15 protein-coding genes are annotated in these 12,034 nt (G+C 43.0%); 3 read left to right on the top strand and 12 right to left on the bottom strand.

Features of this window, described 5'->3' with window-relative positions:
* Positions 1–193 precede the first annotated feature (193 nt).
* Positions 194–1,195 carry an adenosylcobinamide-phosphate synthase CbiB gene (gene cbiB / locus QW597_03815; GenBank protein MEM0155712.1) on the top strand — a complete coding sequence of 334 codons (1,002 nt, stop codon included), beginning with the start codon at positions 194–196 and terminating at the stop codon, positions 1,193–1,195.
* 17 nt (positions 1,196–1,212) lie between these two features.
* Here the strand turns inward: cbiB and pyrF are convergent, their stop codons facing one another.
* Together pyrF and ftsZ are read right to left on the bottom strand one after the other, a co-directional pair.
* Positions 1,213–1,854: an orotidine-5'-phosphate decarboxylase gene (gene pyrF / locus QW597_03820; GenBank protein MEM0155713.1), complete on the bottom strand. Its 642-nt coding sequence runs from the start codon at positions 1,852–1,854 to the stop codon at positions 1,213–1,215.
* Positions 1,855–1,909: 55 nt separating this feature from the next.
* A complete protein-coding gene (ftsZ, locus tag QW597_03825; protein MEM0155714.1) occupies positions 1,910–3,061 on the bottom strand; it encodes a cell division protein FtsZ in 1,152 nt (383 codons plus the stop codon).
* Between the two features lie 190 nt (positions 3,062–3,251).
* Here ftsZ and pyrE point away from each other — a divergent pair, with 190 nt between their 5' ends.
* Positions 3,252–3,758 (top strand): orotate phosphoribosyltransferase, encoded by a 507-nt coding sequence (gene pyrE, locus QW597_03830; protein ID MEM0155715.1) that lies wholly within the window; start codon positions 3,252–3,254, stop codon positions 3,756–3,758.
* Here pyrE and QW597_03835 read toward each other — a convergent pair.
* From QW597_03835 to QW597_03875, 9 genes are all read right to left on the bottom strand, one after another.
* Positions 3,751–4,404 (bottom strand): translation initiation factor IF-6, encoded by a 654-nt coding sequence (locus QW597_03835; GenBank protein ID MEM0155716.1) that lies wholly within the window; start codon positions 4,402–4,404, stop codon positions 3,751–3,753. The genes pyrE and QW597_03835 overlap by 8 nt on opposite strands.
* Before the next feature lie 8 nt (positions 4,405–4,412).
* The gene (locus tag QW597_03840) at positions 4,413–4,682 is read right to left on the bottom strand and encodes a 50S ribosomal protein L31e (GenBank protein ID MEM0155717.1); all 270 of its coding nucleotides are present in this window, start codon (positions 4,680–4,682) and stop codon (positions 4,413–4,415) included.
* Positions 4,683–4,691: 9 nt separating this feature from the next.
* Positions 4,692–4,847 carry a 50S ribosomal protein L39e gene (locus QW597_03845; protein ID MEM0155718.1) on the bottom strand — a complete coding sequence of 52 codons (156 nt, stop codon included), beginning with the start codon at positions 4,845–4,847 and terminating at the stop codon, positions 4,692–4,694.
* Positions 4,844–5,191, bottom strand: coding sequence for a DNA-binding protein (locus QW597_03850; GenBank protein ID MEM0155719.1), 348 nt, complete (start codon positions 5,189–5,191; stop codon positions 4,844–4,846). Before QW597_03850 ends, QW597_03845 begins: the two co-directional genes overlap by 4 nt.
* Before the next feature lie 111 nt (positions 5,192–5,302).
* Positions 5,303–5,755 (bottom strand): 30S ribosomal protein S19e, encoded by a 453-nt coding sequence (locus QW597_03855; protein ID MEM0155720.1) that lies wholly within the window; start codon positions 5,753–5,755, stop codon positions 5,303–5,305.
* Between the two features lie 223 nt (positions 5,756–5,978).
* On the bottom strand, positions 5,979–7,589 hold the full coding sequence (locus QW597_03860) for a hypothetical protein (GenBank protein ID MEM0155721.1): 1,611 nt from the start codon (positions 7,587–7,589) through the stop codon (positions 5,979–5,981).
* Positions 7,586–8,365, bottom strand: coding sequence for an ABC transporter ATP-binding protein (locus QW597_03865; GenBank protein ID MEM0155722.1), 780 nt, complete (start codon positions 8,363–8,365; stop codon positions 7,586–7,588). The genes QW597_03860 and QW597_03865 overlap by 4 nt, the downstream gene beginning before the upstream one ends.
* 108 nt (positions 8,366–8,473) lie before the next feature.
* Positions 8,474–10,192 carry an FAD-binding protein gene (locus tag QW597_03870; GenBank protein ID MEM0155723.1) on the bottom strand — a complete coding sequence of 573 codons (1,719 nt, stop codon included), beginning with the start codon at positions 10,190–10,192 and terminating at the stop codon, positions 8,474–8,476.
* Positions 10,189–10,509, bottom strand: coding sequence for a Rieske (2Fe-2S) protein (locus QW597_03875; protein ID MEM0155724.1), 321 nt, complete (start codon positions 10,507–10,509; stop codon positions 10,189–10,191). Before QW597_03875 ends, QW597_03870 begins: the two co-directional genes overlap by 4 nt.
* A gap of 105 nt (positions 10,510–10,614) precedes the next feature.
* Between QW597_03875 and map the strand changes: the two genes are divergently transcribed.
* Positions 10,615–11,487 carry a type II methionyl aminopeptidase gene (gene map / locus QW597_03880; GenBank protein MEM0155725.1) on the top strand — a complete coding sequence of 291 codons (873 nt, stop codon included), beginning with the start codon at positions 10,615–10,617 and terminating at the stop codon, positions 11,485–11,487.
* A gap of 2 nt (positions 11,488–11,489) precedes the next feature.
* Here map and QW597_03885 read toward each other — a convergent pair.
* Positions 11,490–12,034: hypothetical protein (locus QW597_03885; protein ID MEM0155726.1), on the bottom strand; the 545-nt coding region annotated here is incomplete at its 5' end.

Below are 12,034 nucleotides of genomic sequence, written 5' to 3' on the forward strand. Positions count from 1 at the left end.
AGCCTTCTCTATATTAGGCCTGAAATTGACCAACATTTTTATTCGAGCCTTCGATAATAGAACACCAATAAAGAATCTTATGGGGAAGATAGATACAGACCTGCTATGCTAGTAATGAAAGAGGAATCCGAAAAATGAAAGACGAAAAACTGCGGTTGAATACCATTTCGAATGGATTAAAACCCTTTGGCAGATGCTTCAGGCAGTGTTCTTTCTATTCACGAATGGGGGGTTTTTCCTGATCTACCCCATAATACTAGCTGAACTGGTTGTTCTAATCGGAGCAATCGTGATTGACCTTGTATTCGGAGACACCAAGGGATATGTAAACCCTTCTGTACTGGCCGCAGATCTTGGGGCTGGCCATGGAAAGTGGTTTAAAAAGGCTAGAAACAGAGTTCTGGCAGGATTTTTTTTTACGATGGCCATAATTATTCTATTTACCTTCCCAGCTTACGTATTACTTAGGTTGATTTCTTCAATAAATTTCCTTTATTTTATAGCATCTATCATAATTCTAAAAACAACTTTTTCAATAACATCGATCAGAGAACGGGTGAATCCCATTATTGATAGCCTGCAGAAAAATGATATTGAAAACGCACGGAAACATCTCTCTTCCATTGTATCTTTCAACACTGCAGATATGGATGCAAAAAACATAAGTTCCGCGACCATAGAGAGTATTTCCAGAGGTTTCTTAGATTACTTCCTCACCCCTATGATGTTTTTCGCAATTTTTGGCGTGATTGGCGCACTTACTGCAAGGATCATGGTTTCTCTGGACTCCGCAATAGGACATCGAAACAAGGAATATTTTGAGTTTGGTAGGTGGGCAGCAATATTCAAAACCATAATTAGCTACATACCCGCTAGGGTATCTGCTGGTATCATAATGTTCAGTTCTGAACTCTTGAATTACAGGGTTCAAAGTGTCCCGCTAAGAGAAGTCAGAGTGTTGACCGAAAGCGTTAACGTCGGATGGCCGCTGGGATCGGTTGCCACCTGTCTGAATATTAGATTAGAAAATTATGGTCAATATGTGCTGAATGAGGGCGGTTTTGAACCCAGCGTTGGGGATATAAAGCGTACAATGAACATCTATTATGCGTCAATATACATATCGCTTCTGATCTTTATCCTGCCAATAATGATGATAGTGTACCTGTTTGCCGAATACCTCGTTATAGTCTGATTGCGCCAGATTCATATTCATGGGTTGCTGAGTCTCATGTTAACTTGCTTAAGGTATCCAAGTGGATCATTGGAGTTGTAAACTGAACGGCCAATGATTACGTAATCTGCCCCGTTATTTATGGCGTCTTCTGGCCTTCCGCCCTGTGCTCCAATTCCGGGGGAAATTATACAACCTTTTCCTACAGCAGCTCTAACTTTCCTAAGCATTTCAGGATTATTTCCGGGTGCTACGTAACCGTACACTCCACATTCCTGCGACATGCGGATCATTTCATCGGTATGTTTGTCCATGAAATCTCTAGAACCGCCATTACTCATTGAAACGACCGAGAATACCTTCATTTCTCCGGATTCCTTCACGAGAGCTTCCATGGAGTCCCTGCCAGTGAACTGGTGAGAGATGATCCCCCAGGCTCCGTTTTCCTTGGCTTTTCTTGCAATAAGAGCATTGGTATTGGGAATGTCCGCCACCTTAAAATCACATATTATCGGGGCATATCGTGAAAGATCCTTTACCAGATGTATCCCCTCACTCATCACGAGCGGCCAGTTAACCTTGATATAGGCAATCTCTGCATTCAGATCTCTGGCAAGTTTCAACGCTTCAACACCACTGGAAACGTCAAGTGCAAGGATAACTTTCTTGCCCATTACCATATTGGTGGCTATTTTTCTTGTTTATATAAAAATATAGTACCGAATGTTGACATAGTTACGAAACTATGTCGATCTCTTCCTCAATTTCGTTCCCTGCAAGGATCTTCCTCAACTGTTTTGCTTCTGCTCTGTTAGCGAGCATATACGGGGACTTCACCCCAGTCAACAGGACAAGAACCCTTACCCGGTTATTGTAGAATTTTTCCACGCTTAGTCCCATTATGATCCTTGCATTTGGGTTTATTCTTCTCTGGATCTCATTGGTGGCACTTTCCGCTTCGCTTACGGTCATATCGGTTCCACCGATAATCCTGATTATACAGTTTCTTGCGTCGCTTATGTCAGTCTCAACAAGCCTGGATTTCAATGCCTCGTTTATAGCCCTGAGTACCCTGTCTTCACCTGTATTTGATTCTCCAGTACCTACCATGGCTACCCCGCCATCTTTCATCACGGTTTTTACATCAGCGTAATCAACGTTGACAATTCCAGTTAGGGTGATGAGTTCCGTCATACCCTTTATGGTCTCCCCGAGCAGTGTGTCAGCATACTGGAATGCTGCTTCTATTGACATGCCAGGAACCTCTTCGAGGAGCTTGTCGTTTGGAATTGCGATCACCGTATCGGAGTATTGCGCTAGCTTTTCGAGTCCATTGAGCGCGTTTTCCCTGCGTATGTCACCTTCTGACTTGAATGGAAGCGTAACTATGGATATGACAGTTGATCCAGCATCCTTTGCAGACTTAGCTATTACCGGAGATGCCCCCGTGCCAGTTCCACCTCCCAAGCCACACGTTATGAATGTAATATCAGATCCGTAAGTCATTTTCTGAATGGGTATTATATCCTCCAAGGCGCAATTTTCACCGATTTTTGGCTCTGCGCCAGTTCCATCTCCGCCCATAAGGTTCCTGCCAATGAGCATTTTCTTTCTTGTTCCAAGGCTGAGGAGATGCTTGGCATCAGTGTTCACAGCAATTAATTCAGCTCCCTTCACTCCAGTGAAGTTAAGACGCTCTACGGTGTTGCATCCTCCACCTCCGCATCCAACAATCTTTATTTTTACTCTCTGCTTGCTTGCAACTTCAGCAATCCTAGAGTCCTCAGGTGCCGGAGGGAAATTGTCGAACCCCTCCCAAAATTCGGATTCCGAGGCTTCTTCCTGAAGCATAACAGATTTTGAAATTATGTCCATTATGTCATTCATATGTCTGATATTATGTACAAAGATGTATATAAATATTTGTTCTCGTACAATCTATAAAAATAAAGGCTTTTTACAATATGAGAAATTTTTGTTACTGAAATTTACGGCAAAATTGTCTGACATATTTTCTCTCGCAAACCTCAAAAGCTCAGCCAATTGTTTTCTACTTGGAGCACATATAGTGGTTTAAATGTTAAAAGACACATTGTTGAAATCTGGGGCAATAAAAACCGGAGAATTTGTTCTAACTTCCGGTAAGAAGTCGAATTACTACGTTGACATAAAAGAGGCTGCTACAGACCCTGCCGTGCTAAAGGAGATATCCGCAGAGTTGTCCAAAAATATAAAGGCAAGAAAAATTGCCGGAATGGAACTCGGTGCTGTTCCGATACTCGTTTCGACAGCAATTCGGCTATCTATTCCCTATGTGATATTGCGAAAAGAGATCACTCATGGAACAAAAAAACTGACAGTCGGAAAGATCAATGAGGGGGAAACAATAGACATGATAGAGGATGTAGTAACCACAGGGCATTCCCTTCTCAGGGCCATTGATCTTGTCAGAAACAATGGGGGGGTTGTAAAGAGAGCTATTTGCGTCGTGGACAGGCTTGATGGAGGGGCTGAACTTCTAATGGAGAATGGAGTACAACTTATTCCTCTGGTGAAGATATCCGAAATCCCGATCATCAGCTAAGTGTATCGTCTATTCTTCCTATTTCTATCGGAGTAGTCTCCCTTCCTACAAAGATACCCTTGGTGTTTGCAAGGATTGATGATCCAACGAAGACGCTTCCAAAATTAGCAGTGCCTGGCTTTGCATTAACCTTGAAAAACTCGCTGATCTTTTTGAGTTCTTCATCAGAAACCTCTGGTGTAACGAGCATGCCTTTGTTGGTGACAACAGCAACACTGCCAACGGTTTTGACATTCGCTATTGTATCCTTTAAAACTTCAACTCCGAGAGAATCCTCTATCTTTTTCCTGGAAGATTCCGTGAAAGATTTGTGTATTATTGCTCCCCTATCGTTTGTCAAAACGTCATTCCCAATGGCATTGATCTTATCCTTTAGATAGAGAACATTCCTATCTCCATAAGTTTCCCCGCTACCCAATCTTGGGTCGCTTCCTGCAATAATAATGCCGTTTGAATTCATCACTGACATGCACCCTATTAGATAGGAATTATCGATTATTGTTCTGATCGTCCTGACACCTAGGATACTTTCAAATTCATTCTCGAGTCCGTCTGGAACCGTTTTAGGAACAAGTGCAATATCGTCCCAGACCCTAGAATATACCCCAATAAAATCGCTATCCAGAATAGATAATTTCTTGATCATGAATATATTTATGGTAGAAGGACCTCTGTGGTGCCTTCCTGCAACTTTATAATCTTAACTTGAACTGATTGTGGGATTTTCTTCTTTCCCCTGGACCATACAAGCTCATTCACTCTGCTGTCGATCCATATTTTGTCTGGTTCAGACTTCGCATATCTAGCGACGCTTTCTTTTATAATCTTTATTGCCGTGTCGGCTCTTCTGCCTCTTGAAGAATGTATTGCCTTCCTGAGAGGTATCATCAAAAGGATCTCATTGCTTAACTGGTTCTCTGCCATTCCATCACCTCAGAGCTTAAGGCTGTTTCTTCTCCAGTTCCTTCTTTTTGGGTTCTGGGTAACATGTCTTGCCGTCTTCATCATAACCCAGCCAGGAACTCTCCTGTTCATTTTGATTTTTTTCATCAATCTAGATTTCCTGCCGGTTTCCTTGTTTCTGCTCATTTATTTCTCCTCTCTATTCTGGTCTCCCTTTTGGTTTCCATGAATTTTGAAAGTATGTCTTTGATGTCCGTATCAGTCAGTAACCTATTAACTCTTCCCATGTTTGCAAGCTGAATAAGCTGGTTCTCCACGTTTTCAGCAAGATCTGGCCTTACAAGCCTGACATTACTTAGCCTGTCTCGAGCCTCCGGTGTGAGTATCTGTCGAAGTATCTGTTGTCTTCTCGCCTTCTCAAGTTCCTGAGCCTGTCGCTGTTGCTCTGCAACCTGTTGTTCGTTGGAAGACCTGCTCAACTCCTCCATCTTTCTTCTTCTTATCTCGTTAAGCTCGTCATCATTCTCCATTCAGTCACCATCCAAGGAACCTCTGCAATTCGCAACACTCATAGATCTCAATCCCGACTTAACCAGGATCGAGGTGATTATTTGAAGATTGTATAAAACGATTGCCAAATCCTAGAGATACTTTTCCATGGATTTGTCTGTTTCAACAACTGACTTCATTACCCCACTGACTGCCTTGTCTATGAAAGCCTGCCCCTTAGGCGAAATGCGTCTACCCTTCTGATCCTTCTTCACATAGCCTATTTTCTCAAGGGTCTCCAGCATATGTCTAACGATAGCTCTGCTTCCTGTGCCAGGGTGATACATCTGTGAGCCCCTGTCAACCCTTCCACCATATTCCGCACTCAATCTTGATATGCCGATTGGGCCCATTATATAGACTTTCCTTAGTGTTGAAGCCAGCCTTCTGTAGTACCAGTCCGGTTGCTCCCAAGATTTTTCCTTGTGAATTCCAGCCTTCACGAATTTGAGCCAGTCCGGAGACTCAAGTTTCTTATCCTCTGAGAAAGCCTCCGCCATCTTGTTTATCAGCTTCTGTGTGGGGGCTTTTTTAACATCTGCCATCTATCATCACGACCTGGCGATATTAATCTACGATTAATAATGCTTTCGCGAGACTTAGCTGGCAACCGTATATATATTTACGCAGACGCTCTGGTTAGGAAGCTGGAAAAACTCTGGTTTTACCGTTACAATCAACGGGAAAATTCCCTTAATTAAATGCTGTCTAGAATGCCGGCAACTAATAACTAACTGCGTTTGGGTTACCTGTCCAAAAAGCCAAGAGTTATTTTGTCGTCCTCACATTCCAGTATATTACCGAAAAAATCAGAATGTTGAATATGGACTCCATATATATGAACTGATTCGTGCCAGAATAGAAGGAATGAAAGAAAGCCATGGTAGCAAAATTGCTCGAAATCACTGCAATACCGATAAGGAATAGAGAGTACGCGAAAAGAAGGAGGTAAACGATGTTTCCGCCAAATGAGTAGAAGTTCACTGTTCTGCTTCCCTCAAATATTCTGCCCCTGAGCCATTTGATATTGAAAAGTGACGTATATGAATATGCTATTATCACGTTGAAGAGCAGAAAGAATGTTGCTAGAATACCCATTCCATTGAGGGTTGTAATTAAGACTGTCAGGGGCGATATGATCAATACGAAAAGGAAGATCCCAACGACCGACTTTGAGATTATCTGTTTGTTACCATTGAGCGGGAGAGAGTTAATGACCTCAATTCCATTATTTTCTGACGCCATCAAAACAAGGGAGTAGAAAGTTGACGATATTATTACAATAGAAAGCAGGGAATAGTAAAGAGAAACTGGATCCGTATTCCTTACAGCTCCAAACATCACTAACGGAACTATGGTCGGAAGAACGAATATTGCTGGCAGGAATATAAGTATAACATTCTGTGATTTCCTCATCAGTCCTCTGAGATCCTTCAGAAAGAGTGACGGAAGTAGCCCATAAACTCTTGATACCACCTTTTTCATCTTTCTGCCTGATTCGATAATTTGAGAATTCGATAATGCATTATAGATCCATAACTTGACGAATGAAAACAGAACAAGGAAAACAGCCAAATAGAAAGTGGTAATCCCGATGTCAGCAACAAAGTTGTGGTTTACTGGGTAACCCTGAAAAACCACTGTTGTGATGTTCAGGAACGGCACGATAAAGCCTGTGAGCCCTCCTACTCTTGGAATATGGTTTATCAATGACTGCGGGAAGTAAATCATGATCTCAAAAACCGCAAAGACGCCTATGATGACCAGCATTCTCATTGCTCCCTTCAACGAACTCAGAAGTGGGGAACCACTGGAAGATATCCTCTTCCTCGCTAAAACGTAAATTATTGCACCGATGGAATAACCCAATATTATTATGGAAAGGAGCCAGAGAGCCCCAATAAACAGTGTTTCGTAAGAGAAAAATTTAACCGAATACACAACCAGGACGGGTATGACTATGAAGATGGATGATGACCCATTGTACTTCAGCCATGTGGTGAATAGAATGTCATCACCGCCTTTGAGCGGAAGGGCGCCGAGAGGTTCTACGAGCCTGTGAGTACCTAGGGTATTAAAAAAAATGAATGAGTTGTAAATACTCATCGATAATGTGTAAGCAAAAAGCACAAAACCTATCCCAGCAATGGAGGTAGCTGGATCAGCCGAGAAAAGCGCAGGTGAAATCATGACTAGGGAGAAAATAATTAGCATCACGGCAGTGAAGCCGTAATTGATCAGGATCATTCTGTCAAAATACTTCTTGGCTCCTGAATTTACCTTGGATATTTTGTTCTGAAATTGCGAGGAGCTTCTGAGCCCAATGTATCTCTGCTCAACGATCAGAGTTCGTTCGATGAGGTCCTTCGTGCTCCTCATTGTCTCAGCGAATCCTTGAGGGAGGAAACAATGTCATGAAGATTCTCGTTCCCGGTGAGCCTTAGGAATATGTCCTCCAAGTTTGCACCGGACTCACCTGATGATTCCTTAAGATCTGTTATTGTTCCAACTGCAACAATGTTGCCCTGATAAAGTATTGCAATCCGGTCACAAACATTCTCTGCTACTTCGAGTATATGAGTTGAAAATATGACGGTTTTGCCCCGTGAGGCAAGATCACTTAGCAGATCCTTTAATATCTTGGCCGATCTCGGATCAAGACCGTTCATACCCTCATCGAGTATTATAATATCCGGGTCATGAAGCAGCGCACCGATTATAGCAACCTTCTGTTTTGTGCCGAAGGAGAGGGACCCAATGAGATCGTTCATCAATTTCTCTATATCAAAAGCTTTTGAGAAATGATCGACTCTGTTTTGCAGTGTGTATTTGTCGATGTTTCTGACCGCAGCCAGAAATGAAAAATATTCCATAGGTGTTAGAGATTCATACAGAAGTGGCGTTTCAGGCACGTATCCTATTGAACTTTTCACCTTATTCCTGCTCAGCAAGGTATCGAACCCAAGGACGCTTACTTTCCCGGAGGTCTGAGTCAGGATTGAACAGATAATTCTCAAGATAGTTGTCTTCCCTGAACCATTTGGGCCCAGTATTCCGAAGACCTGGCCAGAATCTATGCTGAGGTTGACGTTATCCAGTGCTATATTTTCCCCATATTTCTTGCTCAGATCATTGATGCTTACCGAAACCGACAAGATTTCATCACTTACGCACTCGTTTCAAGGTCAGATTCATTAAAAGGTTTTACCGCAGGTGTGGCAGCATATTTTAAATCGTATAATATAACAGATTGATGTGCCTTTCTATCTGTGAGTTTCAATGTACTCCGTGAAGCCTTTGATGAAGTCCATCGCATCCTCAACTATCCCAAAATCCGCGTACTGAAATATCTGGGCGTTCCTGTCTGTATTTACTGCTATTATCTTCCCTGCATACCTTGTACCGACCATGTGATTATCATGGCCTGAAATCCCTATTGCAATATATGTATCCGGCGAAATTGCTGTTCCAGTGAGTCCGATTTGCTGTTGTCTTGGTACCCAGCCGAAATCAACTATCGGCCTCGTTGCGCCGAGTGATGCATTAAGGATCATTGCCAGCCTCATGGCAGGCTTGACGTTGTCAGGCTTCCTAATACCCTTACCTACTCCTAAGACAACACTGGAGTTGGTTAAAGGGAGATACTCTGCAGGCACCTTGGTTTCTGAGATCCTTTGGATTCTGGGTTTGCAGGTGAATTCTGGCAGTTCTAATCTGAATTCTTCCTTTGAAATACGCTTTTTGAAAATTCCGGGTCTGATGGTTGCCATGGCAGGATCGGTTCTTGAGTAAATTCTTGCTACGATTCCTCCTCCAAAGGCAGGTTTGTACTGTATCAGCTTACCGTTTTCCATTTTAAGGTCTATGCAATCAGCTGTAAGCCCTAGTCCAAGATCTGCCGCAACAAATGCAGCGATCTCCCTGCCGTCGATGGTTGATGGAAAAACAACAAATCTGGGCTTATGTTTCACGATATGCTGGGCAATGAAATCAGCTAGACACTCATTGTGACTTTCATTTGCATATATGTACCTGTGAACGGGCATTCCATTCAAATCGACTGGGTCAATATTTCCTATCATCAATGTAGAAAGGTTGTCCTGCCTAGCAAGATCTGCATTCTTTGACGCTATTTCCATAGCCACTTCAGGGTCTGAGGCGGCGATCCCCAGAACCTCACCTTCTCCGATTGCCTGATGAAGAATAATAGGTTGGTCTTCCCTGCCGCTTCTCCTGCTTATCAATTCAAGTATTTTTTTATATGTTTCTTCCCCAGCTTCCAGATACTCTACCTTGCGAGTGCTTTCTATTTTTTCTGTACCGGATACAATAGTTGGGGAGTCTTTCACTCCTGATATGTTTACTTTAAGCTTACCGGAATCCAGTATCTCAACCCTCGCAGTCATATCTGGAGTTTCCGGTCTCACTGCTCTCGCCCTGTTTATTTTCTCGCTTACGGAGATAACGGCGGGCAACTGTATCTTGCTGGTAACAACACTCCGTTCCTTATCCTGATCTACGATGCAAGTGCTTCCATTAATTTCCAGTCTAGAGACTGAGGATATGAATGAAAACCCACATAATTTTGAAAGCTCAGGAGGTACCTGGGAAGTTTCTCCGTCCAGTGAGTACTTACCCGTAATCACCAGGTCTGGGCCGTAGTAATTAACCATTGACGATAGGATGCGCGACGTCACCAGAGTGTCTGAGCCCACAAATGCCCTGTCTGTAATCAGGAAACCCTTGTCAACCCCCATCCTCAGTGAGGTGTTGATTATATCGGCAGCCGACGGTGGACCCATTGTAGCTACAGCTGTCTCCCATCCAAGCTTTTCCTTGATCCTAATTGCTTCCTCCACGCCTTTTCTGTCAAAAGAGTTCATCTGCAGAGGGACATTTTCCCTTATGATTCTATTGGTAACCGGGTCAAATCCAATCCCGTTCACATCGGGTATCTGTTTGGCAAATACCAATACCTTCATGCAATCTCTACCAGCACATCTCCGTTCTCAACTTTAACATGATAGGATTTAAGCGCAGGAATCTCACCGGCGCTCTCTGGTGGACTTACCACGCTGCCGTCAGTCGGGCTGAATGTGGCAAAATGGTTAGGGCATATGATATTCCCGCCATCAAGGAATCCCTCAGAAAGATCATAGTTCTCATGGGTACAGTAGAGGCTTGTGGCATAGAACCTATCATTCTGCCTTATGATCAATATTTCCTTGTCGCCAATCTTTGATTTGAACAAATCGCCATTGTTCATTGATCCCTCTTTCGCTACTTTATACCACGTCATATTCGTGCATTTAATTAGAATAATTATAATTTTCTGTACAGCTTTTTGCTCGGAAGATATTTAACAGGTGGCGCTATACTTATTTCACGGGAAAAGGCAGGTAATATGGATTCTGATGTCAAGAAGAAATACCTTGAGGCTGGCAGACTCGGAAAACTTGCGCTTGAATACGGAACAACACTGATCGAGCCTGGTGCAACGCTTTTCGATGTTGCCGAAAGGGTGGAGAAATTCATAACAGATAATGGCGGAAAACCTTCATTTCCAGTTAACCTTTCCATAAACAATGAAGCAGCTCACTATTCCCCATTCTATGGAGATCAGAAGAAGTTTTCCACTGGAGATGTTGTAAAGATTGACGTTGGTGCGCAAATGGACGGTTACCTGAGCGACAATGCCACCACGGTTGAGGTCGGCGAATCCGGAAGATATAGTGACCTTATAGCCGCCTCTAGAGATGCCCTTAATGCGGCCATTAAGATATTGCGCCCTATGATCACAGTTAGGCAAGTTGGATCGGCTATCGGCAATGTGATCACATCACATGGCTTCAAACCTGTAAGGAATCTCGGAGGACATGGGCTCAATAGATTTGATCTTCACTCCGAAATTTTCATACCTAACTACGACGACGGTAACGCCACGCCAATGCGCCCTAATACCATGATAGCAATAGAGCCGTTTGCAAGCACAACACTGGGCATGGTTCACAATGGTCCCGGAGGCAACATTTACATACTGAGTGGAACCAAGATTCGGCAAGACGAGATGCTTTACAGGAGTTTCAATACTTTGCCCTTTGCCGAGAGATGGGTGCCGGCACTGACGCCTGATTACAAAAATTACCTGAGGAAAATGATAGCAGGAAAGGAACTTTCACAGTTCCCGGTGCTGAAGGAACATTCAACCTCAAGAATATCTCAGGCTGAACATACCATCATGATACTTTCTGATGAAATTATAGTAACAACAAAATAGCATCAGCAAACAGATCCAATGCGCCCTTTCAGTTGCGTCATTACTTCACCAAAAACCTCATTAATTCCACGCTCAGCATCTATAACTATTATTGGCGGCTGAGCGAAGTAATCATAATAACTGCTGACCGAGGCGAGGAATTTTTCGTTCTCGAACCCAGAAAACACACTTCGCCGTGAAATCCTGTTTATGGCAGTTTCAGGACTTATCTTCAAATAAAACGTTATTTCTGGTCTCACCGTTATAATTTTGGAAACCTCTTCCATCCACCGGATAGTTTTTTCCCTACTTCCAAACGCGCTCTCGATCACAGGCCCCTGATAACAATATGATGATAGGATGTACCGATCGCAGATAACCGTCTTTCCTTCACCAATTTGCTTCCCAATTTCGTACTGATGCCTGAACCTGTCAAGAGTAAACTGAAAGAAGAGATGTATGCCATCTTCCGTTTCACGGCTTTTCTCTTCATTCTTAGCCGTCTTGAAACTATCCGTAGGTTCTCTTGTAAGATATGTGTCGAAGCCTGTTTCCTTTAGTTGTGCAT

Source organism: Thermoplasmataceae archaeon, assembly GCA_038729425.1.
GTDB lineage: Archaea > Thermoplasmatota > Thermoplasmata > Thermoplasmatales > Thermoplasmataceae > B-DKE.